This is a genomic window from Marinobacter sp. Hex_13 (genome assembly GCF_001566815.1).
GTDB classification, from domain to species: domain Bacteria; phylum Pseudomonadota; class Gammaproteobacteria; order Pseudomonadales; family Oleiphilaceae; genus Marinobacter; species Marinobacter salarius.
The window spans coordinates 16,249-40,076 of sequence record NZ_LSMM01000008.1; the positions used below are offsets into that span (position 1 = coordinate 16,249).

22 protein-coding genes are annotated in these 23,828 nt (G+C 56.8%); 18 read left to right on the plus strand and 4 right to left on the minus strand.

What is annotated here, in order from left to right; all coding sequences use genetic code 11:
• The first annotated feature begins 228 nt into the window (after nt 1-228).
• Nucleotides 229-1,206, plus strand: a complete 978-nt coding sequence (cysB, locus tag AXW11_RS03055; RefSeq protein ID WP_041333274.1) for an HTH-type transcriptional regulator CysB — start codon at nt 229-231, stop codon at nt 1,204-1,206.
• 26 nt (nt 1,207-1,232) lie between these two features.
• Here cysB and AXW11_RS03060 read toward each other — a convergent pair whose 3' ends face one another.
• Nucleotides 1,233-1,955, minus strand: coding sequence for a phosphoadenylyl-sulfate reductase (locus AXW11_RS03060; RefSeq protein ID WP_007152588.1), 723 nt, complete (start codon nt 1,953-1,955; stop codon nt 1,233-1,235).
• 199 nt (nt 1,956-2,154) lie between these two features.
• Here AXW11_RS03060 and thrH point away from each other — a divergent pair, with 199 nt between their 5' ends.
• A complete protein-coding gene (thrH, locus tag AXW11_RS03065) occupies nt 2,155-2,766 on the plus strand; it encodes a bifunctional phosphoserine phosphatase/homoserine phosphotransferase ThrH (RefSeq protein WP_041333276.1) in 612 nt (203 codons plus the stop codon).
• Between the two features lie 64 nt (nt 2,767-2,830).
• Here the strand turns inward: thrH and pabB are convergent, their stop codons facing one another.
• Entirely contained in the window at nt 2,831-4,129 is a 1,299-nt protein-coding gene (gene pabB, locus AXW11_RS03070; RefSeq protein WP_083637183.1) for an aminodeoxychorismate synthase component I, read from the minus strand.
• A 127-nt stretch (nt 4,130-4,256) separates the two neighbouring features.
• Between pabB and AXW11_RS03075 the strand changes: the two genes are divergently transcribed.
• Nucleotides 4,257-4,850, plus strand: a complete 594-nt coding sequence (locus AXW11_RS03075; protein WP_075195247.1) for a hypothetical protein — start codon at nt 4,257-4,259, stop codon at nt 4,848-4,850.
• 186 nt (nt 4,851-5,036) lie between these two features.
• Complete coding sequence (locus AXW11_RS03080) at nt 5,037-5,987, plus strand: DUF6160 family protein (protein WP_041333282.1); 951 nt, start codon at nt 5,037-5,039, stop codon at nt 5,985-5,987.
• Nucleotides 5,988-6,127: 140 nt separating this feature from the next.
• On the opposite strand, the gene AXW11_RS03085 is transcribed toward AXW11_RS03080, so the two are convergent.
• Nucleotides 6,128-6,760, minus strand: a complete 633-nt coding sequence (locus AXW11_RS03085) for a hypothetical protein (protein WP_075195246.1) — start codon at nt 6,758-6,760, stop codon at nt 6,128-6,130.
• Nucleotides 6,761-6,985: 225 nt separating this feature from the next.
• Between AXW11_RS03085 and AXW11_RS03090 the strand changes: the two genes are divergently transcribed.
• The 10 genes from AXW11_RS03090 to AXW11_RS03135 all read left to right on the plus strand — a co-directional run bounded on the left by AXW11_RS03090 (nt 6,986) and on the right by AXW11_RS03135 (nt 18,193).
• Nucleotides 6,986-8,029 (plus strand): DUF58 domain-containing protein, encoded by a 1,044-nt coding sequence (locus AXW11_RS03090; protein WP_036205473.1) that lies wholly within the window; start codon nt 6,986-6,988, stop codon nt 8,027-8,029.
• On the plus strand, nt 8,026-10,104 hold the full coding sequence (locus AXW11_RS03095; RefSeq protein WP_075195245.1) for a transglutaminase TgpA family protein: 2,079 nt from the start codon (nt 8,026-8,028) through the stop codon (nt 10,102-10,104). Before AXW11_RS03090 ends, AXW11_RS03095 begins: the two co-directional genes overlap by 4 nt.
• 25 nt (nt 10,105-10,129) lie before the next feature.
• Nucleotides 10,130-11,134, plus strand: coding sequence for a DNA polymerase III subunit delta' (holB, locus tag AXW11_RS03100; RefSeq protein WP_036205475.1), 1,005 nt, complete (start codon nt 10,130-10,132; stop codon nt 11,132-11,134).
• Between the two features lie 146 nt (nt 11,135-11,280).
• Nucleotides 11,281-11,631: a PilZ domain-containing protein gene (locus AXW11_RS03105; protein WP_007152597.1), complete on the plus strand. Its 351-nt coding sequence runs from the start codon at nt 11,281-11,283 to the stop codon at nt 11,629-11,631.
• 8 nt (nt 11,632-11,639) lie between these two features.
• Nucleotides 11,640-12,557, plus strand: a complete 918-nt coding sequence (locus AXW11_RS03110; RefSeq protein WP_075195244.1) for an alpha/beta fold hydrolase — start codon at nt 11,640-11,642, stop codon at nt 12,555-12,557.
• Nucleotides 12,547-13,449, plus strand: a complete 903-nt coding sequence (locus tag AXW11_RS03115) for a DUF4892 domain-containing protein (protein ID WP_228301512.1) — start codon at nt 12,547-12,549, stop codon at nt 13,447-13,449. Before AXW11_RS03110 ends, AXW11_RS03115 begins: the two co-directional genes overlap by 11 nt.
• 5 nt (nt 13,450-13,454) lie before the next feature.
• On the plus strand, nt 13,455-14,660 hold the full coding sequence (locus AXW11_RS03120) for a patatin-like phospholipase family protein (RefSeq protein WP_036205477.1): 1,206 nt from the start codon (nt 13,455-13,457) through the stop codon (nt 14,658-14,660).
• A gap of 94 nt (nt 14,661-14,754) precedes the next feature.
• A complete protein-coding gene (gene prmB / locus AXW11_RS03125; protein ID WP_036205478.1) occupies nt 14,755-15,639 on the plus strand; it encodes a 50S ribosomal protein L3 N(5)-glutamine methyltransferase in 885 nt (294 codons plus the stop codon).
• A 24-nt stretch (nt 15,640-15,663) separates the two neighbouring features.
• Nucleotides 15,664-16,758, plus strand: a complete 1,095-nt coding sequence (aroC, locus tag AXW11_RS03130; protein ID WP_085680537.1) for a chorismate synthase — start codon at nt 15,664-15,666, stop codon at nt 16,756-16,758.
• A gap of 271 nt (nt 16,759-17,029) precedes the next feature.
• Nucleotides 17,030-18,193, plus strand: coding sequence for an MFS transporter (locus AXW11_RS03135; protein WP_227517736.1), 1,164 nt, complete (start codon nt 17,030-17,032; stop codon nt 18,191-18,193).
• A 28-nt stretch (nt 18,194-18,221) separates the two neighbouring features.
• On the opposite strand, the gene AXW11_RS03140 is transcribed toward AXW11_RS03135, so the two are convergent.
• A complete protein-coding gene (locus tag AXW11_RS03140; RefSeq protein ID WP_091643860.1) occupies nt 18,222-19,088 on the minus strand; it encodes a LysR family transcriptional regulator in 867 nt (288 codons plus the stop codon).
• A gap of 166 nt (nt 19,089-19,254) precedes the next feature.
• Between AXW11_RS03140 and leuC the strand changes: the two genes are divergently transcribed.
• From leuC to asd, 4 genes are all read left to right on the plus strand, one after another.
• The gene (gene leuC / locus AXW11_RS03145) at nt 19,255-20,673 is read left to right on the plus strand and encodes a 3-isopropylmalate dehydratase large subunit (protein ID WP_041333288.1); all 1,419 of its coding nucleotides are present in this window, start codon (nt 19,255-19,257) and stop codon (nt 20,671-20,673) included.
• Nucleotides 20,674-20,690: 17 nt separating this feature from the next.
• Nucleotides 20,691-21,338, plus strand: coding sequence for a 3-isopropylmalate dehydratase small subunit (gene leuD / locus AXW11_RS03150; protein WP_036205483.1), 648 nt, complete (start codon nt 20,691-20,693; stop codon nt 21,336-21,338).
• 44 nt (nt 21,339-21,382) lie between these two features.
• Nucleotides 21,383-22,456 (plus strand): 3-isopropylmalate dehydrogenase, encoded by a 1,074-nt coding sequence (gene leuB / locus AXW11_RS03155; protein ID WP_036205484.1) that lies wholly within the window; start codon nt 21,383-21,385, stop codon nt 22,454-22,456.
• A gap of 118 nt (nt 22,457-22,574) precedes the next feature.
• Nucleotides 22,575-23,690, plus strand: coding sequence for an aspartate-semialdehyde dehydrogenase (gene asd / locus AXW11_RS03160; RefSeq protein WP_091643863.1), 1,116 nt, complete (start codon nt 22,575-22,577; stop codon nt 23,688-23,690).
• Nucleotides 23,691-23,828: the final 138 nt, after the last annotated feature.

The following is a 23,828-nucleotide window of genomic DNA, read 5'->3' on the forward strand; positions in this document are numbered from 1 at the left end:
GGACACCAGATAACGGATTGTGTGCTTTGTCACAGTTAAGTCAAGGGCCGCAAAGACAAATGACGCCGTCGTCATGCTGCGTTCTGGCGTTTTTGGTCTAAACTGTGTTGGATGGGATTCTGTATACTCAATAAGAATGAAAAATCACGTTTTTATGCGTATTCTTCTAATAAGATCAGCGTATACATGCCCGGTCTGTACCGGGCCTTATGGGGAGCGACAGGGTAGATGAAATTACAACAGTTGCGCTATATCTGGGAAGTTGCGCACCATGATCTCAACGTATCCGCCACTGCCCAGAGTCTGTTTACCTCGCAGCCGGGAATATCCAAGCAGATCCGTCTTCTGGAAGACGAACTGGGCCTGGAAGTTTTCGCGCGCAGCGGCAAACATCTCACTCGTATTACACCTGGCGGTGAAATTATTATTCGTGAGGCGGGTGAAATACTGCGCCGTGTGGAAGGCATCAAGAAAATTGCGCAGGAGTTCAGTAACCAGCGCAAGGGCGACCTGAGCATTGCCACCACCCATACCCAGGCTCGCTACGCGCTGCCGCCCATCATCCAGGGCTTTATCGAGTCCTACCCCGAGGTGTCCCTGCACATGCACCAGGGCACCCCCATGCAGATTTCAGAAATGGCCGCCAATGGCGCGGTGGATTTCGCCATTGCCACCGAGGCCATGGAGTTGTTCAACGACCTGATCATGATGCCGTGCTACAAATGGAACCGCAGCATCATTGTGCCGAAAGATCACCCTTTGGCGCAGAAATCCGAACTGACGTTGCCGGATCTTGCCGAATTTCCGCTGGTCACCTACGTGTTTGGCTTTACCGGCCGTTCGAAGCTGGACGAGGCCTTCCAGGCCCACGGGTTGACCCCGAAAGTGGTGTTTACCGCCGCTGATGCCGATGTGATCAAGACGTATGTGCGGCTGGGTCTTGGGGTTGGCATCATCGCCAGCATGGCGTTCGACGAGCAGAATGACCCCGATCTTGTCTGCCTGGACGCCAGTCAACTCTTCCGTCCGAGCGTGACCCGGATTGGCTTCCGCAAGGGGACGTTCCTGCGCGGTTATATGTACGATTTCATCCAGCGATTTGCTCCGCATCTGACCCGTGAGAGGGTGGATGAAGCGGTGACCCACCAGGGCAGCAGGACGGAGATCGAGGAACTGTTCAACGACATCGATCTGCCGACCTACTGACCTACTGACGGGCCTGGCTGGAAGGTTTATTCGCGGGCGATCAGGTTTCCGGCGTGTAAGCCACACTCCTTCTGCGTGGCTTCTTCCCACCACCAGCGGCCCTCGCGCTCGTGCTGTCCTGGCAGGATAGGGCGTGTGCAGGGTTCGCAGCCAATGCTGACAAAGCCCTTTTCGTGCAGTTTGTTGTAGGGGGCTTCCGTCATACGGATATAGTCCCAGACTTCCTTCGAGCTCCAGTTCGCCAGCGGATTAAACTTTACCAGCGTTTTCTCGTCCGTAGAGAAGGCGTCGTCAATCTGTACCACAGGCACGTCATTGCGGGTGCCGGGGCTCTGGTCCTTGCGCTGGCCGGTAATCCACGCATCAACCGTGGCCAGTTTTCGCCGTAACGGATTGACCTTGCGGATACCGCAGCATTCGCCATGGCCGTCTTCATAGAAACTGAACATGCCCTTGCGGGTGACCAGATCCTGCACTTCCGCAGCATCGGGGAACATCACCTCAATGTTAATGCCATAGTGCTCGCGGACCCGATCAATGAACTGATAGGTTTCCGGATGAAGGCGCGCCGTATCCAGGGTGAATACCTGAAGGTTGTCTGTCAGCTTATGGGCCAACTCAATCAGTGCGACGTCTTCCGCACCGCTGAAGGAAATGGCAATGTTGTCGTACTTCGCCAGAGCGGCCTTGAGGATAGCCCTGGGGCTCGCGCCTTCAAGCTCGGCCTGTAACTGTGCAATGTCCGTCATTTGAAAGGATCACCTGGAGTGTAAATGTGTGATAAATCTACCATTAACCGGCAACAGTCTGAAGGAATGGGGGAGTATATCGTTATAGCCGCACAGATGTACGATGCATTCCGCCCCGGTTTTTCTTATCATACCGCCTGATTCCAATCCCCGGCGGCCTTCGCCGGGCTGACCAGCGTTCAACTATCAGGAGACCATTGTGGAACTCGCGTGCCTTGACCTTGAAGGAGTACTGATCCCGGAAATCTGGATCGCGTTTGCGGAAAAAACCGGCATTGAGGAGCTCAAGGCGACCACCCGCGACATTCCCGATTACGACGTACTGATGCAGCAGCGCCTGAAACTGCTGGACCAGCACGGCTATGGCCTGCCGCAGATTCAGGAAGTGATCGGCGAGCTGGACCCACTGCCCGGCGCACGGGAGTTCCTGGATTGGCTGCGGGAGCGGTTCCAGGTGGTGATTCTTTCCGACACCTTCTATGAATTCGCCATGCCGCTGATGGCCAAGCTGGGCTATCCGGCACTGCTGTGCCACAAGCTGGAAGTAAACGAAGACGGCAGGATTACCGATTATCTGCTGCGCCAGCGTGACCCCAAGCGTCAGTCAGTGCGTGCCTTCCAGCTGCTGAACTACCGTGTTATTGCGGCGGGTGATTCCTACAACGACACCACCATGCTGGGCCAGGCGGAAGCGGGCATCCTGTTTCACGCGCCGAAGAACGTGATCGAGGAGTTCCCCCAGTTCCCGGCGGTACATACGTTTGAAGAGCTTAAGGGCGAGTTTCTGAAGGCCAGCGCCATCCATAACTGATAGCGCGGACAAGAGGCCGGGGCAAGCTCTTTGTCCTGGCTTTTCCTCCTTTGCAATTTGCCCTCTATAACGCTTCCAGTACGCTCATCAGCTTCTGAACCTTGTCCACGGATTCCCGGTACTCATCATCCGGGTCTGAATCCGCGACGATGCCACATCCCGCCCAGCAGTGAATCTTTCCTTCTGAATCCGTCATCAGGGTTCGGATTGCGATATTGCTCTCCAGGTTATTGGAAAAATCCCAACGGAAGACCGAGCCGCAGTAAGGCCCGCGACGATGTGGTTCCAGGTCGTCGATGATCTCCATCGCCCTGCGTTTGGGTGCACCCGTGATAGAGCCCCCGGGGAAGGCAGAGAGAAGGGCTTTTAACGGTGTGTTCTCTGGTTGCAGCCGGCCTTCCACCGTGCTGACCAGTTGATGGACGTTTTCATAGCTTTCGATACTGAAAAGCTGTGGCACCGTGACGGAAAACGGCTCGCAGAATCGCGACAGGTCGTTGCGAATCAAGTCCACGATCATCAGGTTTTCGGCCCGGTCCTTTTCAGCGGCGGCCAGGGATTCGGCGATCCGCTGGTCGTTCGCCGGCGAGTTCAGATCCCGGGGCCGGGTACCCTTGATGGGTTTGCTGATGACCCTGTTGCCATCTTCAATACTCAGGAACAGCTCTGGTGAAATGCTGAGGACCTGATAGGAACCAGCGTTGATGTACGCAGCGTGGGGGACCGGAACGGCCTGGCACAAAGCTCGGAACGCTGTGTACGGCTCGCCCTGGTAGCCGCCGGTGTACTTGTTGGACAGGTTGACCTGATAGCAGTCCCCGGCATGGATATAGCTAAGCACCCGGGATACGCCATTGCGGTAGTGTTCGGCGGGTTGGTCGGCTGTAAATCCCGGGCTGATGTGAAAAGGAGTAGGGCGCGTCGGCTTTTCGCCGGTGAGGTTCAGCACCCGTTCACGGGTTCTATCGTCACACTCGGGATGAAAATCGAGCCTGGGCGAATTGGCACCCGAAACATCCAGCGTCAGCTGCCAGAGATAAAGCCCAATATAGCCATAATCCCTCTCACTGGCCTCGCCGGAGAATCCGGGGACCGTGTGGTTGCCAGCCTCGTAAAACAGGGTGCCCATGATGCCGCCTGCCAGTTCCCGGCTCGACGCTTCAGCCAGTCCTGCCCAAGCCTGCTCCAGCACGTCCGTCAGGCGTGAGAACGATAGCGCGTCCTTGGGGACTGGCCAATGTTTCAGCGGGAACGCCGTGACAATCCGCCGTTGCCTGCCGGCGTCGGTGTAGTCGATAAACCCATGTTGGCTGCTGATCTGTGAAACGAGGCGCTCTGCCTCTTCCGCACTTAATGTTTTCACGATGTTACATACTTAACAAAATCTTGCATGGGTTCACGGTAGCCTGTGCGGCAAGTCACCTGACTTCGGGCTCGAAAAGGCTTGGGCCGGTGCATTCTAAACAATAATCCTAAGGGCAGTAACCAGTATGAAGACTTGTAACGGCATTGGTAAGCGATTTGTCTTGGCGATGATCGCCGGATGTGCGATTTCCACCGCGGCGTTGGCGCAGGATGCGATTGATCGGGAAGATCATGTGCTATCCGATGGCAAGCTGGACGACAAAGACCTGGCCGCGGTGGTTGCGGTTGCTCAGAGGCATCTCAGGGAAATGACGGACCAGGTGGTCAATCAGGCGGGCGATGAACTCGAGGAAGCTGGCATCTTTCGTCCGATGGCTTTCATGGTCATGAAGTCTGACAAGGTTCAACAAATGAGATTGGAAGAGGAAGCTGAGCAGGCCCCTGGAAATGTAAAGGTTTTAATGTATCGCGCTGGGCTAAAGGCCATTGCGCGCCGAGGTGAAATTCATGCGGCGGTCATTGCCTACCCAGGAAGCGTTGAAAAAAATGGCGAGACGATCCGAGCAATGGCTCTGGAGCATGAGCATAGGCTTGGAGTTTCTGGAATCAAGCTGATACCGGTCAGATTGGAGGATGGTGAAGCAAGTTTCGGTGAACCGATGTCTCAGGATAAGCCATTTCAGATCTTCTATGATGCAAAAAAGGAGAGTGACGAATGAGCCAAGTGCATGAATTTATAGTGAATAAGTTGCTTTTATTAAGAACTGCTTTGTTTTGTGACAATTTGTGAATGCATTCACGGAACCAGAGTGTAAAACAATCTTAAATGGAGTGGTGAGGTTGAGCCTCACAACAAAGTTAAAAAGTTCAACTGGATAACAATAAGTTCAATCAAGGAGAACAATATGAAAGGCCTGAAGAAACTTGCACTGGCAACAGCCGTTGCCGCTGCGCCCTTCGCCGCTCAAGCCGAGCTGCAGGCGATGGACGACAGCATGATGGGTAACGTCACCGGTCAGGCCGGTGTGACCATTGAGCTGGAAACTCAGGTAAACATTGGTCAGTTTACCTACACGGACGAAGGTACATTCGCCGTAAAGGACATCGCTCTCGGTGGTGCGTTGGCCAGTAGCTCTCAGTCTGCAGCTGACTATGCCGCAGCTACCGGTGCAGGCGCTTTGCTGGACCAACTGAAAATCGACATCGACATCGCTGACGATGGCGACGCTGTCATTCACGTTGGTTCCCTGCAAACCGACGGCAGTGGTAACCCTGTACCCATCGACTGGGGTTTCACCGCTGGATCCATGGAGCTTAACGGTAACGGTGGCGAAAACACCGTTCTGGTTTCGAACATGGACGCCTGGGGTCTCCTCGGTGCTCTGGATATCCGTGTAGATACGGATAACGTTACAGACGGAGCTGGAAACGAAATGGCGGGCACCGGCACCCTTAATTTGGATGCAGCGTTCACCGTTAACGAAATGAGCTTCGATGTTGACTTCCTCGGCGTTGGTGTCCGCGGAATGACCATCAATAGCTCCGAGTCTGGCGGTGAAGTGCTTGGGGCCGCTGGTCTGGCAGCTGTATTCGCGGAAGATCCTACTGCTCCGACCGCTGAAGAGCAGCGCAAGATCGGATTGGCGCAGGCTGGATTTGCAATCATCGGCCTGGACATCTACAAGGGTGACGGTCTCGGTGCTTCCACAGCGACCAACGTACTGCGTGTAGATGTTGATGACGTCCTGATGGACATCAACGTTGCCGAAACCGTTATCGGCGGTGCAAACATCGGTACTATCGGTATCGACAACCTGCACATCAGCAACACCAAGCTGGCTGTATACGGAAAATAAGCTGATCGCATAACACCTCTGGTGTGAACGCCCCGCCCTGCGGGGCGTTTTTTTTTGCCTGCTATAAAGTGCAGGCAAAAAAAGAGCGGTGACTCGCAAGGAGTTACCGCTCTTTGTGTTTCGGACCTGTAGAGATAGTTTTAGCGATCCGGCACCGCTATAGACAGATCAAACCCACCGCCAGGACGGGGTGTTAATGTGATCGGGCCTTCGTTAATGCCATGGGGCACCTGGATCGTATCAATACCCGGCGGGTTGCCTATGGTGAAGTTCAGGTTCTGGCCATCAAACCCAACGCCCAGTTGATCGTTCAGAAAGGTCTGACTGAACGGCTCATCCGGTATCTGGGCCTGCTGCCCGAAGATAATGGGCGGAATGGTGGGGGTAAACTCCGCAGGCGGCTGCGCCCGGGCAAGTTCTTCTTGTGGCAACAGCAAGGCACGACGGAGGAATTCCTCCTCCGCGCTCTCAAGGGCACCTTTCTTGCCTTCCCGTTCGAAGCGTTCAAGGGCTTCGCGATAGGCTTCCTCTTCCGCTTCCGTTAGCACCGGCTCACCCGGAGAAATGGTCAGGGAGCGGATAATCTTCTGCCGGTCCGCGTCGGGTTTCTGCCGTTCTTTAGGCACCACGATGACGGCGGAATCCTTCACGTAGGTTTCAACCATTTCGTCAGAGGTCAGGGTCTGCACCCCGGCCATCAGCGGGGAGCTAAACGAAACAGCCAGGCTGGCCGTACCAGCCAGAGCGATGTACAAGGGTGTTCGGCGGTTCATGGCGTAGCCTCTTGCCGTGTCCAAACGCGAAATGGAGGCGCTTCCGACACTAAACTGCAGTCAGTACGCTCCTTGGTAGCAGTATTCTTCTCAGAGATTCGGATTTCAAGGCGATTTTGTGGTGTTTGTGATCAGAATCGGACTATTGTCAGTATTCTTCTGTAAAACCACGCAAACGTGTTTATATAACAGGCGTAACCATCCAGTTTTTGTAACAGGACTCTTATGTTGAAGGCATTTCGTTCGCGATGGCAGCGCTGGGTCAACCAGCGGATTCCGCGAGCCGATCAGCGAATATTCGGACAGCGCAATGTTTTTATCCTGCCCACGGGTGCCGGGGTGGTGTTTGCCGGTTTACTGTTGATCATGCTGATTACCGGAATTAACTACCAGAACAGCCTGATATACATGCTCACATTTCTGTTGGGCGCAGTAGTTGTTGCGGCCATGCACCAGACCCACCGCAACCTGTCGGGGCTGGAACTGACACTCATACAGGCCGGTGATGGCTTTGCCGGCGATACGATACCCTTCCGTTTAAGGGCTGTGTCGCCCCGTCATGATTCGCTGGCGATATCCCTGTTCTGCGATGACAGTCAACTCGAAAGCCAGCACGTGCCAGCCGGGCAGCAGGAGGATATGACCCTGGCGATACCGTCCTATCAACGTGGCTACCTGCAGCCGGAACGTATCCGCGTGGAAACCCGCTTTCCTTTTGGCCTTTTCAAGGCCTGGTCCTGGCTGCGGCCGGTCACGTCCGGCATTGTCTATCCAAACCCTCTGGCCGCCCCGGATGTGACCAGCACGGTTCAGGACGGAGAGGAGCAATCGAAGGCGCGCTCGACGGATGGTAATGACCATGCCGACATTCGGCCCTGGCGGGAGGGGGATCTGAGCCAGAGGGTTCAGTGGAAACGATACGCCCGTACCGGTGAGATGGTGATTACCGATTGGGAAGGTGAACAGGGCAGCCCCCACTGGCTGGACTATGACGCCTTCAGGGGCGTGGACCGTGAGCTGCGCCTGGGTTACCTGGCTCATCAGGTGATGGAACGGGCCCGCAACAACAGCCGTTTCGGGTTGAATCTGCCGGGGCAGGTGATTGAACCGGACACCGGTGCTGTTCACGCCAACCGGTGCCTTAAGGCGCTGGCCATCTTTGGCCTTGAACAACCAAGGGAAGGTGGTCCTCTGCCCCATGGTACCCGCTCCGAAGAGGTTGGGAATCGGACCTCTGCGTCGTCTGGTTTCGGGGAGCGACGGGCATGATTCGCAGGTTCCTGAGTAATTCGCCGAGTTCACGCTCCTTACAGGCTGCGGAATTGGTATCGGGCCGCGCGTTGATATGGCTGATCGCAGGCTTTGGGTTGTTACTGATTCCCCAGTGGGACCGATTGCCGATCTGGCTGGTGGCCAGTTGCGCTGTACTTGCTGGCTGGCGGTGGCTGGCGCAATCCGGGCAGGTCAGGTTACCGGGAAGGTGGATGCGTACCGGGATCATGCTGGTACTGGTGGCCGTTTATATCGCAACTGTGCAGGGGCGTTTCACCGTTGATACTGCGGCGTCGTTTTTTGTGCTGGCGGTGGGGCTTAAATGGCTTGAGACCCGATCCACCCGGGATTTCTATGTGCTGTTTTTTATCCTGGTGTACCTGGCGACAGTCAACTTTCTGTTTCATCAGGAGATTCACTGGAGTGTCATTAACATTGCGGGCGTTGCCTTATTGTTAATCGGCCTGCAGGTGGTGAATGCGCCGGAAATTCCCGGTGCCATGAAGAAGGGATGGCGGCGCTTGGGGCTGATGCTGGTTAAGACCTTGCCGATTGTAGTGCTCCTGTTCGTGTTCTTCCCGCGCATGTCGCCGCTCTGGAGTGTGCCGCTGGTTTCCGGCGAAGCCCGAACTGGAATCAGCGACACCATGACTCCCGGTGATATCTCGAGTCTCGCCCAGAGCAGTGAGCGAGCCTTTCGCGTCACCTTTGGCGGTGAGTTACCGGCCTACCGGGACCGATATTGGCGCGGGCTTATCCTGGATCGCCTTGACGGAGACACTTGGCAACAGGGCCTTGGAAAGCCGTTTCGCCGGCTTGGCCGTGTTGACGTTGATGGTGGCGTAGGGCCGCTCGGGCCCAACCAGTACGAGGTGTTATTGGAACCCACGGACCAGACCTGGGCCTTTGCTCTGGAGAACTCCAGGGCGGTCTCCAATAATGTAAAGCAAACGGATGAGAATCTGTTCCGGTTTGACCGGCCGGCTGACAGCGCGGTCCGTTACTGGATGGAGTTGGTCGGGAACCAAACAACGGAGGATGCCAGTGCGGAGCCCGATAACCTTCAGCGTTATCTCCAGTTACCACAAAGCGGCAACCCGAGGGCAAGGGCGTTCGGGCAACAACTGGCTGGCCAACACGACAACCCTCAGGCATTGGTGCAGCAGCTTCTGACCCGTTTCCGGGAGCAGGCCTATTTCTACACCCTGCGCCCACCCGCTATGCCCGTGGATGGCATCGACAGCCTGTTATTCGATGAAAAGCGGGGTTTCTGTGCCCACTACGCCGGGGCTACCACGTTTGTGTTGCGCGCAGCGGGTATTCCGGCCCGAGTGGTGGTCGGATATCAGGGCGGGTCACCCGGCGCAGATGACGAATATCTGATTGTGCGGCAGTACGATGCCCATGCCTGGGTGGAAGCGTGGTTCCCCGGCCAGGGTTGGGTGCGGGTGGACCCGACAGCTGCCATTGCTCCCGAGCGTATTGAGTTTGGTCTACGGGAGGCGGTGGCTGAGGAAGGCTCGTTCCTTGAGAACGATTGGACATCGCCACAGCGCTACGGCGATTTGGCGATGCTGCAGTGGGCTTCCCTGCAGCTCGATAAGATTAATTACCACTGGCAGCGCTGGGTTGTCGGATATCAGGGGCAGTCACAGATGGACCTGATGTCGCGTTTGCCTGGAGGGATAGGAATGCGGGAGCTTGGCTATATTACCGCGGGCATTGTCGGTATGGCGCTGTTACTGGCGGGTTTGGTTACCGCCTGGCAGTACCGTCGCGTGGAAAGCCGGGACCCGCTTGGTCGTCTCGTCAGCCGCTGGTATCGGTTGTGTGACCGTTCGGGAGTGCCTGTACGTCACGGTGAAACACCCTCCCAACTGGCCTCAAGGCTTGCCCGGGCAAAACCCGCGGCGGCCGGCACAGCAACGGCTTTTGCCCGATTGATCAACAAACATTACTATGGCCGGGGTTCCGAAACCGGTCATCATGGCGAACTGGCGAAAATGAAGCGATTGCTGGCCACGATGAAACGACAGGCGGATCGACCGTCAACCAGTTCATCAAAGGGGTGAATACGTGAACGCATCCATAGCAACCATGGCATGGCTTGAAGACGCCTGGAGCCGACTGCTCCAACGCATCGCCGGCAACAGGATGCCCCATGCCCTGATGGTGACGGGCGAGAACGGCGTGGGAAAGCGTCTGTTTGCCAACGCACTGGCCGGGTTGCTGGTCTGTGAAAAGGCGGATATGGACGCAGGGTCCCCTTGTGGCATCTGTAAGCAGTGCGAGCTGGTTGCCGCGGGCACCCATCCGGATATCCGGATTTATGCACCGGAAAAATCACGGATGATCAAGATTGATCAGATTCGTGCGCTGTCCGCATTCGCGGTCGGCTCTCCCCAGGTGGCCTCCCGCAAGGTGGCCATTATTGATCGGGCGGACCAGTTGAACATCAATTCCGCCAACGCGTTGCTGAAAACCCTGGAAGAACCCGCCGAAGATGTGGTGCTTCTGCTGCTGCAGGAGAGTGGCAGGCCGGTATTGCCGACGATCCGTTCCCGCTGCCAGAGTTTGCTGATTGCTACGCCGGACAGAGATCAGGCTGCTGGCTGGCTGGCGACGGCGGTCAAAGCGATGGATGGCGACAACAGACCAACGCCGGAGCAATGCGCCAAGGCGCTGGTACTGGCAGCCAATGCGCCGCGGCTGGCCCTGGAATATGCTACCGGAGAGTTTATTAGCCTGCGGGATGAGGCGTTGGACAACTTCCGCCATTTCATGAAGGGTCAGCTCACTCTTTCCGAGGCTGCAAAGCCGTTCAAGGCAATGGGGCTTGAAAGTGCTCTATGGCTATTTGAAGGCTGGGCTGGTGACCTGGCCCGCATCAGTGCCGGGGGGCAGCCCCGGGATGCGGAAGCGGCGGACATGTTAACGTTCCTTGCCAGAAACAATCCTTCCTGGCGGGCCCATGAACTCCTGGATGCGATCCACGAGTCCAGGTCTGCCGGCGTTTACAACGTGAACCCTGAGTTGGAAGCGGGCCGATTGCTGATCGCATGGCAGAAACTCATGCCGCGCCGCAGGCCAGCTGCGGGATAAACGGAGTGACCAATGGCGCGGCAGGATAGGGCAGTGATTAACAACTACTGCTATGATTGCGGAATATCAGGAGTTTATTGACTCCGGTTGTTATCAATCCGGTTGCTATCAATACAGAGCTATCAATACAGAGAAAGGTGTTTACTATGGGGCCTGGTTTTGGCGCACGCAGTGGCATTCTCACGCTGACCATCAAGGACAAGGCGGTACTCTACGCCGCCTACATGCCTTATATCCGGCAGGGCGGGTTGTTTATTCCCACGCAAAAACAGTATCAACTGGGCGATGAAGTGTTCCTGTTGCTCAACCTGATGGATGAGCCGGAAAAAATCCCCGTGGCGGGCAAGGTGATCTGGATTACCCCGAAGGGTGCCCAGGGCAACCGTGCAGCGGGCATTGGTGTGCAGTTCGATGGTGAAGACGAAACCGCGCGTACCAAAATCGAGTCCTACCTGGCGGGTTCATTGAGCTCGGATCGACCCACCCACACTATGTAAGCGCTTCAATGAACGACACCATTCTGGAAACCCCACCTGATACAACAATGACGTGTCGGGAAATCAACTGGTCTCTTAAACACATCGACCTGGCAGGCCTGCACTGGCCCGCTGCCACGGCCTCTGAAACCTGGCCGGTGCTGATGATCCACGGCTGGCTGGATAACGCCCTGTCATTCGCCAGATTGGCCCCGGCGTTGGCGGGCAATCGCGATGTGTACTCCCTCGATATGGCTGGGCACGGGCGTTCCGGGCACCGGCCTGAAGGCCAGGGTTACCAGTTGATGGATTATGTGGCGGACCTGGCGGAACTGGTTGAGACCCATTTCAAAGACTCGCCGAAAGGGCAGATTGATCTGGTGGGTCATTCACTCGGCGGGATTGTCAGCGTGCTCTACGCGGCGGCGTTTCCGGAACGGGTGCGTCGGTTGGTCATGATCGACAGCATTGGGCCGATCAGTCGTAAACCGGATGAGGTGATCGATCAGATGCGCAAGTCGATCATCAAACGAATGACGGGTTCAGGGAAAGCGGTCGTATACCCTGACATAGAGTTGGCAGCCAAGGCTCGGGAGGGTGGCATGATCCCCCTGTCGCCAGAAGCCGCGAGAATGCTGGTAACGCGGAGCATGAAGTCTTCCGGTGATGGTTTCGTGTGGCAAACCGATCCGCGTTTGCGCCATCCATCGATGATAATGATGGACGAAGCGCAAGTGACCGCTTGCCTGAAGAAAGTCGTCACGCCAACACGTTTCCTGCGTGCGACGCAGGGGCTCCTGGCCAGTCGCCCGGAACTTGATTCACGTTTGGATGCGATCGCGAACCTGGATGTGGTGGCCGTGCCCGGAGGCCACCATTGCCACCTGGACGGGAATGTTGAACCCGTCATTGATGCAGTCAGAGGCTTTTTAGACGATGCAGAATAAGCGCTTGTCGCAGTCAGTAGTGTGGGTCGCCGCCATGTTCATGGGGTTTTCGACCATGGTGTCGGCGCAAATGCCACCGCCGGAACCGTTTCCGGAGGCGCGCCTTGATCAGGAAATCAGCATCAAGTCGCCGGGGCATCTGGTGTTGTTCAGCCCGGTTCGTGAGGTGAACAACGAGATCCGCTCCGCGTCCATGGCCCGGCTCCCGGTCAAGGGCGTCGGGCAGTTATATGAAGTCCAGGGCGGTGCCAACCGGGAAGAGGCTCGCGATCACTATCTAAGGGAATTGCAGGCCCGTGGCGCCCAGATACTGTTTGAGTGTTCCGGAAGGAATTGCGGGCGCAGTAACGTGTGGGCCAACCAGATTTTTGATCAATCCAGTCTCTATGGGCGGGACAACAATCAGGACTATCTTGTTGCCGGTTCGGTCGATGAGAATGGCCAGCCGTGGCTGACGCTGGTGTATACGGTTACCCGCGCCAACCAGCGTCAGTTTGTCTGGGTTGAACATTTGGTTGCGCCTCAGGGAACTGATATTCCGGGAATGGGCAACGAAATCGCCAGAATCAAGGGGCCGGTGATTGTGCCCTGGCAGGGTGGCATCACCTACCGCTTTGAGTGGAGCGGTGCCGACCGGCGCATCATCAATGACTGGGCCGGCGAGGCTGAAGCCCGGGTAGTACTGACGGCCTATTCCCAGCTCAAGGATAATGAAACCCTGGAAGCGTCTATGGAGCGGGCAGAGGCTGCAGCGCAGTCACTTTCCCAGGTGTTGGCCAAAAGTGGCGTTTCCGAAAGCCGCCAGATGATCATTACGGTTGGCCCCACGGTTGTGATACCAAATCCCGATCGGCAAGGTGATCGGGTTGAAGTGATGGTGATTACGAGGTGAAGGGAATGAACAGGCCATCCGGGACAGAGCTTCAGGACGAAGATCAGAAGCCGGCAGACGATATCTCCCAGATTGTCACGAGCACCGGAATATCCGCTGCTCAGTCGGCGTCCGAGAAAGGCGATCCCCGGCCGACGGCTCCCGGCAAGGGCAAGACCGTAGCGCTGACTCTTGGCAGTGGCGGGGCCAGGGGCTATGCCCATATAGGTGCGATCGAGATACTGGTGGAAAGAGGCTACGACATTGTCGCCATTTCCGGCTGTTCCATGGGAGCCTTGATCGGGGGCGTATTTGCAGCCGGCAAGATGAAGGATTACAAGGACTGGGTAACTGGCCTGGGCCAGTTCGATGTGCTGAAACTGCTGGATGTGACTTTTAGCTCCGTCGGCGCCATTCGTGGAGAAAAGATATTCTCCGTGGTGCGGGAAATGATTGGAAATACCCGAATTGAAGACCTTCCGATCGCCTATACGGCTGTGGCGACGGATCTCCTTGCCCATAAGGAAATCTGGTTTCAGGAAGGGCCGCTGGATCAGGCCATCCGGGCGTCGGTTGCCATACCCAGTGTGGTGACGCCTCTGGTGTTGAATGGCCGCGTGCTGGTGGACGGCGCCTTGCTCAATCCACTGCCGATCATTCCGACCATTTCCTCCCATGCCGATATGATTGTGGCCGTAAACCTCAGTGGCGAAGATGACCGCGGGCGGCGATTGCCGGATGCGGCGTTTGCAAACCCTGACGACGATGATACCGAGGAATGGGTCGAAAAAATCCGTGATAAGGCCTCCCGCTGGTTTGACTGGGATGCCCTGAAGACCTTCAGTACCAAGAAAGAGGGTGGTTCGTCGGCTTCACCGGAAGAGAAAATCAGCAAGGCGGTGGCGAAGAACGAGCACAATAAAAAGACGCCCGCGATAAAATCGGAACCGAAGAAACATCAGGATGATCACGAGACTATTGACTGGGATAAGCTGGGTATTGGTAAGTTCGATGTCATGAACCTGACCGTCGAAACCATGCAAAGCGCCTTGGTACAATACAAGATCGCTGGGTATCCACCCGATTTGCTGGTGAACATTCCCAAGAACGCCAGCCGCAGCTATGACTACCACAAGGCGCCCGAATTGATTCAGCTTGGACGGGAACGTATGGCCGCCGCGTTGGACCGGTACGAAGAGAACCAGAACAGCTCTGGCCCGATGGCGATATGACCTTGAAACCGCAATTGCGGCGGTGGGCTGCAGCCTGTGCCGGAAAGAGCGTATAATTCTGCGCCTTGATCATTTCCGAACAGGATGAGCATGCGTGAGTAACCCCATTGATGACTTGCATACCGTCAGAGACTACCTGAGGTACGTTTCTTCTCGCTTTGCCGATTCGCCGCTTTATTTTGGCCACGGCACGGACAACGTGTGGGATGAGTCTGTCCAACTGGTTATGCGTAGCCTCCATTTGCCTCTGGAAAACAATACACTGTTCCTGGATGCCCGGCTGACCCGGGAAGAACGAGCGTTGATCCTTGATCGCATGCAACGCCGTATTGACGACAGGGTCCCCTTGGCTTATCTGTTGGGTGAAGCCTGGTTTATGGGGCTGCCATTTCATGTGGATGAACGCGTACTGGTGCCGCGTTCACCATTGGGAGAGCTGATTCAAGGCGGGTTGCAACCCTGGTTGGGTAACAAGCCCGTGGGCAGGATCCTGGACTTGTGTACTGGCAGTGGCTGTATTGGCATTGCAGCCGCGAGCGTATTCGAGGACGCCGAGGTGGACCTTGCGGATATCTCTACCGACGCCCTCGACGTGGCCGCGGTCAATATCGACTATCACGAGGTTGGTGACCGGGTAAGCACCGTACGGTCCGATGTGTTCGATGGGCTTGAAGGTCGATACGATGTCATCCTCAGCAACCCTCCCTATGTGGACGCTGACGATATTGCGGATATGCCGGCGGAGTATGGCCACGAACCGGAACTTGGCCTTGCTGCCGGGGGAGATGGGCTGGACATCGCTCATCGGATACTCGCGAGGGCAGCCGATTACCTGAACCCGGGTGGCCTCTTGATTGTTGAGGTTGGGAATAGCTGGGTGGCGTTGCAGGAAGCCTATCCGGATATGCCGTTTACCTGGCTGGAATTTGAGAATGGCGGCGACGGTGTGTTTCTGTTGACTGCTGAAGACCTACATTAAATACCCTGGATAAGATACTGAATCATGTCGGGAAATAGCTTCGGAAAATTGTTTACGGTGACCAGCTTTGGTGAGAGCCACGGGGCTGCGCTCGGATGCATAATTGATGGTTGCCCTCCGGGGCTTGAGCTGTCCGAGGCTGATATGCAGCGGGATCTGGACCGCCGCAAGCCCGGCACTTCGCGTCATACCACCCAGCGCCGGGAAGCGGACGAAGTGAAGATCCTCTCGGGGGTGTTCGAGGGTAAGACCACTGGCACCCCCATTGGGTTGGTGATCGAGAATACTGATCAGCGCTCAAAGGATTATTCGAAGATCGCGGAGCAGTTCCGTCCTGCCCACGCCGACTATACCTACATGCACAAGTACGGTGTTCGGGATTATCGGGGTGGAGGTCGGTCTTCTGCACGCGAGACAGCGATGCGGGTCGCCGCCGGTGCCGTTGCACGGAAATTTCTGGAGCAGCGCCTTGGCATCACGATCCGGGGTTATCTTTCCCAGTTGGGACCAATCCGCATTGAGAAGATCGATTGGGATCAGGTTCACCAGAATCCGTTTTTCTGCCCGGATGCCGATAAGGTGCCGGAGATGGAAGCCTATATGGATGCCCTGCGCAAAGAGGGCAATTCCATCGGTGCGCGTATCAATGTGGTCGCTGAGGGCGTTCCTCCCGGCCTGGGTGAGCCGATTTTCGACCGGCTGGACGCGGACCTGGCTCATGCGTTGATGAGCATTAACGCGGTGAAGGGTGTTGAGATAGGAGCGGGCTTTGGGTGTGTTGACCAGAAAGGCACGGAGCACCGGGATGAGTTAACCCCGGAAGGGTTCCTGTCGAACCATGCCGGTGGTGTTCTCGGCGGCATTTCGTCGGGGCAGCCGATCCTGGCCAGTATTGCGTTGAAACCGACGTCCAGTTTGCGGTTGCCGGGGCGGAGTATTGATGTTCACGGTGATCCCGTGGAGGTGATTACCACGGGGCGGCATGATCCCTGTGTGGGCATTCGTGCGACGCCGATTGCGGAGGCGATGATGGCCATTGTGTTGATGGATCATTATCTCCGCCATCGTGGTCAGAATGGGGATGTCACGGTGTCTACGCCTAATATTGGGCAGGCGTGAGAGTATTGGAGTTTTCAGCCAGCCTGCGAAGGCACAATTCGCCAACTAGCCGGCCGTCTTAATTCGCGAAGCGGTTCCGGCGGGGAGCATGGTTCAAAAAGCGCCCGTAAATACGTCCCTGTAGGGCTCGGTCGCGGTTGGTAATGGTGCTCGCTGCGGCAAGCAGGGCCTCTCAAAACACGCCGCAAGTACGTCCATGTAGGCTCGGTCGGGCCATCCCTGGCCCTCCACGGTTTTGAAAGGCCCTGCTTGCCGCAGCGGTCGGTCTTCTGTGATATCTCATTGGAGCATTCCTATCTACTGGCGCCTTTCAAACCTCTACTTCTGGTTTTTCGCTCTCCTCGGCGGCTTGCTGCCGTATTGGTCCCTGTATCTGGAAGGCCGGGGCTTTTCCTACCTTGAGATCGCCACGCTGATGGCGACAATTCAATTAACCAAGATCGTGGCGCCCAGTGTGTGGGGATGGCTCGGAGATCGGACTGGCCAACGGGTGCGGTTGGTTCGGTTCGGTGCCATTACGGGGTCGCTGTTCTTCGCCGGCGTGTTCATGGAGCCAGGGTTCTATGGGCTGTTGCTGGTCATGCTGGCGTTTACGTTCTTCTGGAACGCGATTTTGCCGCTTTATGAAGTGATCACGTTGCGGTCGCTGGGAACGCAACGTGAGAAATACGGCAAGGTGCGGTTATGGGGGTCGGTAGGGTTTATTGGCGCGGTGGCGCTGGTGGGCGGGATTCTGGAGCTGATTCCGATCACTCTGTTGCCGTGGTTGTTGCTGCCCGTGTTTGCCGGGATTGCTGTGTCGGCGTTTCTGGTGCCGTCGGAGCGGGGAGAACGTAAGCCACCGGCGCCCAAGGGTAGTCTGAAGGCGATTGTGACTCACCCGGCGGTGGTGACGTTCTTTCTGATGAACTTTCTGCTGCAGGTGTCCCACGGGGCGTACTACACGTTTTTCAGTATTCACCTGGAGCAGCACGGGTACGGTAAGTTGGCGATTGGGTTGTTGTGGTCGCTAGGGGTGCTGGCGGAGATTGGGTTGTTCCTGGTGATGCATCGGCTGACCCGCAATTTCACCGTGCGGCAGATTGCGATTGCGGCACTGGCGCTGACGATGATTCGCTGGGTGTTGATCGCGGAAGTGACGGATGTGGTGGCGGTGCTGATTTTCGCGCAGTTGCTGCATGCGGCCTCTTACGGCGCCCTGCACGCTATTTCGGTGCAGTATATTCAGGGTTTCTTCGGGCAGCATCATCACGGCCAGGGGCAGGCGCTCTACAGTGGGCTGACCTTTGGTGCCGGTGGCGCACTGGGCGCCTGGTTGTCGGGCTTTCTGGTGGACGGGTTCAGTACCTCCGCCGCGTTCTGGGGCGGGGCGGCGGCCATGGCCATTGCCATTGTCATCACTTGGCGGGGCCTGAGGCCGCCGCCCGAGCATTGATTGGTGTTGCTGTGGTGTTTAGCGGGTTTTATTGAAGATCTGCTGCGATATCCAGCAGTGCCTGTGCCTGGGGGCTCAGCGATCGGCCCTTCAGTCCCACACCGCCGAGAATGCGGCTTACGGAGTGGGGCACAGAAAGCACCGTAAGTGAGTCGTCGACCATGCTCACCGGCAAAACGCTCCACCCAAGCCCGACGCTGGCCATCATCTTGATGGTTTCCAGGTAGTTGGTGGGCATCTGGATTTTCAGGGGCAGGCTCGCATCGAGAAACAGTCGGCTGATGGATCGGTAGGTGGCGGTGCCAGCTTCGGGGAGCAGGGCGTCATACCGGGACAGATCCCCGAGCCCCGGGTTGTCCAGCGAGGCCAGTGGATGTTCCGGCGACACCACGAATGCCATGGCATCTTCCCAGCGCACGTGCACATCGAATACCTGGTCCATGCTCTCGCTCAGGGTCACGAACGCGAGCTCTGCTGTACGTTTACGCATCTGCCCGAAGGCGCTTTCAGAATCCATGAACTGCAGTTCCAGAGACACCTCCGGATAATCCCGGTTCAGCCGCCGTAACCAGGCAGGGAGATGATGCAGTCCGATGTGGTGGCTGGCAATCACCGACAGCTGTCCTGAAACCGATCCCTCACGATCTGACAGCGCCTGTCGGGCATTGTGCACTTCATCCAGAATTCGCCGGGCATGGGGTAGAAGGCGTGCCCCTGCGTCCGTCAATCGGACCTGTCTATTGCTCCGGTCGATCAGCTTCGTTCCCAGTTGGTTCTCCAAAGCAGCCAGCCGCTTGCTGATTGCGGGCTGCGTTAGGTGTAGCAGTTCTGCCGCCTCGGAGAACGACTCCTGGTCGACGATGGTGAGGAACGCTTTCAGGGAATTTGCATCCATTGTGGTTGAATCCGTAACTGCAGCTTTTGGTGGAGGTCCCACCAAATCCTAATATGCCAGATGGGAATGCGCAACATAAAAAACATGAATTGAGGTTATTCAAGGCTAGGCGTTAAAATAGAACCATACTGAAAAAACAGAAACCCCCAGAGAGTGAGAGAGAACCATGGCGGGCAAGACCTTATACGACAAATTGTGGGACGACCATCTCGTTAAACAGCGGGATGACGGCTCCGCGTTGATCTACATCGACCGGCATCTGCTGCACGAAGTCACCTCGCCGCAGGCCTTTGAAGGCCTGCGGCTGGCCGGGCGTAAGCCCTGGCGGCTGGATGCCAACCTGGCGACGCCGGACCACAACGTACCCACCACCGACCGCGCCAGAGGCATTGAAGGCATTGTTGACCCGGTATCCCGGATTCAGGTGGAAACCCTGGACAAGAACTGCGACGAGTTCGGCATCCTGGAATTCAAGATCAAGGACCAACGCCAGGGCATCGTGCATGTGATCGGGCCAGAGCAGGGCGCGACACTGCCTGGCATGAGCATTGTTTGTGGCGATTCCCATACCTCCACCCACGGTGCATTCGGCTGCCTGGCTCATGGTATCGGCACGTCAGAGGTGGAACATGTGCTCGCCACCCAGTGCCTGGTTCAGCAGAAAATGAAAAACATGCTGGTGAAGGTGAATGGCAAGCTTGGGCCCGGGGTGACCGGAAAAGACGTTGTCCTCGCCATCATCGGTAAGATTGGCACTGCTGGCGGTACGGGCTGTGCCATTGAGTTTGGCGGCGAGGCGATTCGTGGCCTCTCGATGGAAGCCCGAATGACCATCTGCAACATGTCCATCGAGGCCGGTGCGCGGGTGGGCATGGTCGCGGTCGACCAGACCACCATTGATTATGTCAAGGGTCGCCCATTTGCCCCCAAGGGCGAGATGCGCGAGCAAGCCATTGAATACTGGAAGACGTTGCACAGCGATGACGATGCAGTGTTCGACAAGGTTGTTGAGCTCGACGGTTCCGAAATTATGCCGCAGGTGAGCTGGGGGACGTCTCCCGAGATGGTCGCAGGCGTTGGCGGTAATGTGCCGGACCCGGAAGCGGAAGCCGATCCCATCAAGCGCGAGGGAATTGTCCGTGCCTTGAAGTACATGGGCTTGAGGCCGAACATGCCGATTACCGAGATCAAGCTGGATCGTGTGTTTATTGGCTCCTGTACCAACAGCCGTATAGAGGATCTTCGTGAAGCAGCGGCGGTCGTGAAGGGGCGGAAGGTGTCGTCATCACTCAAGCAGGCGATGGTGGTGCCTGGTTCCGGTCTGGTGAAAGTTCAGGCGGAACAGGAAGGGCTGGACAAGATATTTATTGAAGCCGGTCTTGAGTGGCGTGATCCGGGCTGCTCCATGTGTCTGGCCATGAACGCCGACAAATTGGGGCAGGGAGAGCATTGCGCCTCCACTTCCAATCGTAACTTCGAGGGCCGCCAGGGCTTCGGCGGGCGTACCCATCTGGTTAGCCCGGCCATGGCAGCGGCGGCGGCGATCAACGGCCACTTCGTTGATGTCCGCGAGATGATGAACTGATCCACAGGAGAGACACCATGCGAGCCTTAAAGCAACACCAGGGCATTGTTGCCCCCATGGACCGGTCCAATGTGGATACGGACATGATCATTCCCAAGCAGTTTCTGAAATCCATCAAACGTACCGGCTTCGGGCCGAACCTGTTTGACGAACTGCGTTACCTTGATGAAGGCAAGCCGGACCAGGACTGCTCACAGCGGCCCATCAATCCTGATTTCATGCTTAATCAGGATCGCTACAAAAATGCCAGCGTGCTCCTGGCGCGGCGCAACTTTGGTTGTGGCTCCAGCCGCGAGCACGCCCCCTGGGCGCTTGAGGATTTTGGGTTCCACGTTATCATTGCGCCCAGTTTCGCCGACATTTTCTATAACAACTGCTTTAAGAATGGCTTGTTGCCAATTGTTTTAGATGAAGAAATTGTAGATCGGCTGTTTCATGAAACCGAGGCGGAAGAGGGCTATCAGTTGGCGATAGATCTCGAAGCCAAAACCGTTACCACGCCGTCCGGCGAATCGTTCAACTTTGAAGTTGATGATTTTCGTCGACATTGCCTGCTGAACGGCCTGGACGATATCGGTGTTACGCTTGAAGACGCGGAGGTCATAAAGGCCTACGAAGCGTCGAGGCGCGAAACGGCACCCTGGTTATTTGATGCCGGTCGCTGATCCGCCCTGAATTACCACAACGAATCGACCTTCAAGGAATCACTATGTCCCGTTCTATCCTGATGCTTCCTGGCGATGGCATTGGCCCGGAAATTGTTGCCGAAGCGGAAAAGGTTCTGCGTAAGATAAACGAGCAATTCGGTCTGGAGCTGCACTTCGAGTCCGCCCTGGTTGGCGGTGCCGCCATCGACGAAACGGATACGCCACTTCCGGAGGATACCCTGGACAAGGCGCGTAAGGCGGACGCAATCCTGCTGGGCGCCGTGGGCGGCCCCAAGTGGGACAAACGCCCGATGGCCAGTCGTCCTGAAAAAGGACTGCTTGGGCTGCGCTCCAACCTTGAGTTGTTCGCCAATCTGCGCCCGGCCATTCTGTATCCCCAGCTTGCTTCTGCATCCTCACTGAAGCCAGAGGTGGTCTCCGGCCTTGATATCATGATTGTTAGGGAGTTAACCGGCGGCATCTATTTTGGCCAGCCACGGGGCGTCCGCGAACTGGAAAGTGGGGAGCGTCAGGGCTACAACACGTACGCCTATACGGAATCGGAAATTCGTCGTATTGGCCGTGTCGCCTTTGAAGCGGCCCAGCAGCGTGGCAAGAAGCTCTGCTCTGTCGACAAGGCGAATGTGCTGGAAGTGACTGTTTTATGGCGGGAAATCATGGAAGATCTGCGCCGGGAGTACCCGGATGTCGAGCTCTCCCATATGTACGTGGATAACGCCGCCATGCAGCTGGTCAGGGCACCCAAACAGTTTGATGTGATTGTGACTGGCAACATGTTTGGTGATATTCTTTCTGACGAAGCGGCTATGCTGACGGGGTCGATCGGGATGTTGCCCTCTGCGTCTCTGAACTCTGAGAAGCAGGGTATGTACGAGCCCTGTCACGGGTCTGCACCCGATATTGCAGGCAAGGGCATAGCCAACCCGCTGGCTACGATCCTCAGTGGCGCAATGATGTTGCGGTACAGTCTTGGCGAGGAGAAAGCCGCCGAGGCGATAGAGGCGGCGGTCAGCAAAGTGCTGGATCAGGGCCTGAGGACAGCGGATATCATGTCTTCTGAGGGCCGGAAGGTATCGACCCGAGAGATGGGCGATGCCGTTCTGGCGGCACTCTGAGGCCGGCAAGTTTTGAGACCCGACGACAACGCGATGCGGTTGTCGCGGGATCATCCATCCTGTCCCTGCCAGCGATACAGGTAGAGGGCGGGCATAAAACGAGGTTCAAAGGTCGCACATGAAGCGAGTTGGACTTATTGGCTGGCGCGGTATGGTGGGCTCTGTCCTCATGCAGCGCATGCGCGAAGAAAACGATTTTGCAGATATCGAACCGATCTTCTTTACCACTTCCCAGGCCGGAAAGCCGGCACCGGACGTAGGCAAAGAGGGTGTGCCTGCGCTGCAGGATGCCTTCGATATCGATACCCTGAAAACGCTGGATGTGGTGGTTACCTGCCAGGGCGGGGATTACACCGGTGCCGTGTACCAGAAACTCCGTGATGCCGGATGGCAGGGGTACTGGATTGACGCCGCTTCCACGCTGCGGATGGTCGATCATTCCGTCATCGTTCTTGATCCGGTCAACCGCAACGTGATTGACGATGCCCTGGCGAAGGGCGTGAAGGACTACGTTGGTGGGAACTGTACTGTCAGCCTGATGATGCTGGCGCTTGGCGGGCTGCTGGAGCAGGACCTGATTGAATGGGTATCGCCTATGACCTATCAGGCGGCGTCTGGTTCCGGTGCCCAGAACATGCGGGAACTGCTCAACCAGATGGGCGAGCTGAAGGGCAGCGTGAGTGGCGAGCTGGCGGATCCATCCTCGGCTATCCTCGATATCGATCGCAAGGTAACCGAAACCATGCGTTCGGACGGCTTTCCCACCGAGCACTTTGAAGTGCCTCTGGCAGGCAGCCTGATTCCGTTTATCGACAAGCAGCTTGATAACGGCATGAGCAAGGAAGAATGGAAAGCGGGCGTCGAGACCAACAAGATTCTTGGTCGCAGCAGCAATCCGATTCCGATCGACGGCATCTGCGTTCGCATCGGTGCCATGCGTTCCCACAGTCAGGCCTTGACCATCAAATTGAAGAAGGACCTTCCGGTTTCCGAGATTGAGTCCATCCTGGCCAAAGCCAACGACTGGGTGAAGGTGATTCCCAATGAGCGGGATGCCACCCTTCGGGAGCTCACCCCGGCGAAGGTTACGGGTACGTTGAATGTTCCCATTGGCCGTATCCGCAAGCTGACCATGGGGCCTGAGTACATCTCAGCGTTCACGGTTGGTGATCAGTTGCTGTGGGGTGCGGCGGAACCGCTCAGGCGGATGCTTCGCATACTGCAGGAGCAGTAACGCAGTCCCGCAGCGGGCAATATTATGCCAACTGTGTCCGGTTTCAGAGAACCGGCTGGGGGCGGAGGCTGAAATACGCCTCCGCCCCTGTTATTTTCGGAAGCGTTTTGTACATGTTTGGGTTCTTGTGGGCTAGAC

Bases quoted from the DNA above. Each gene is read 5' to 3' on its own strand.
- holB (WP_036205475.1), top strand. From the start codon at position 10,130: ATGGCATGGCTTGAAGACGCCTGGAGCCGACTGCTCCAACGCATCGCC.
- AXW11_RS03140 (WP_091643860.1), bottom strand. From the start codon at position 19,088: ATGGATGCAAATTCCCTGAAAGCGTTCCTCACCATCGTCGACCAGGAG.
- leuB (WP_036205484.1), top strand. From the start codon at position 21,383: ATGTCCCGTTCTATCCTGATGCTTCCTGGCGATGGCATTGGCCCGGAA.
- cysB (WP_041333274.1), top strand. From the start codon at position 229: ATGAAATTACAACAGTTGCGCTATATCTGGGAAGTTGCGCACCATGAT.
- AXW11_RS03105 (WP_007152597.1), top strand. From the start codon at position 11,281: ATGGGGCCTGGTTTTGGCGCACGCAGTGGCATTCTCACGCTGACCATC.
- asd (WP_091643863.1), top strand. From the start codon at position 22,575: ATGAAGCGAGTTGGACTTATTGGCTGGCGCGGTATGGTGGGCTCTGTC.
- AXW11_RS03095 (WP_075195245.1), top strand. From the start codon at position 8,026: ATGATTCGCAGGTTCCTGAGTAATTCGCCGAGTTCACGCTCCTTACAG.
- AXW11_RS03120 (WP_036205477.1), top strand. From the start codon at position 13,455: ATGAACAGGCCATCCGGGACAGAGCTTCAGGACGAAGATCAGAAGCCG.
- AXW11_RS03115 (WP_228301512.1), top strand. From the start codon at position 12,547: ATGCAGAATAAGCGCTTGTCGCAGTCAGTAGTGTGGGTCGCCGCCATG.
- AXW11_RS03060 (WP_007152588.1), bottom strand. From the start codon at position 1,955: ATGACGGACATTGCACAGTTACAGGCCGAGCTTGAAGGCGCGAGCCCC.
- AXW11_RS03075 (WP_075195247.1), top strand. From the start codon at position 4,257: ATGAAGACTTGTAACGGCATTGGTAAGCGATTTGTCTTGGCGATGATC.
- leuC (WP_041333288.1), top strand. From the start codon at position 19,255: ATGGCGGGCAAGACCTTATACGACAAATTGTGGGACGACCATCTCGTT.
- aroC (WP_085680537.1), top strand. From the start codon at position 15,664: ATGTCGGGAAATAGCTTCGGAAAATTGTTTACGGTGACCAGCTTTGGT.
- AXW11_RS03090 (WP_036205473.1), top strand. From the start codon at position 6,986: ATGTTGAAGGCATTTCGTTCGCGATGGCAGCGCTGGGTCAACCAGCGG.
- leuD (WP_036205483.1), top strand. From the start codon at position 20,691: ATGCGAGCCTTAAAGCAACACCAGGGCATTGTTGCCCCCATGGACCGG.
- AXW11_RS03085 (WP_075195246.1), bottom strand. From the start codon at position 6,760: ATGAACCGCCGAACACCCTTGTACATCGCTCTGGCTGGTACGGCCAGC.
- AXW11_RS03080 (WP_041333282.1), top strand. From the start codon at position 5,037: ATGAAAGGCCTGAAGAAACTTGCACTGGCAACAGCCGTTGCCGCTGCG.
- AXW11_RS03110 (WP_075195244.1), top strand. From the start codon at position 11,640: ATGAACGACACCATTCTGGAAACCCCACCTGATACAACAATGACGTGT.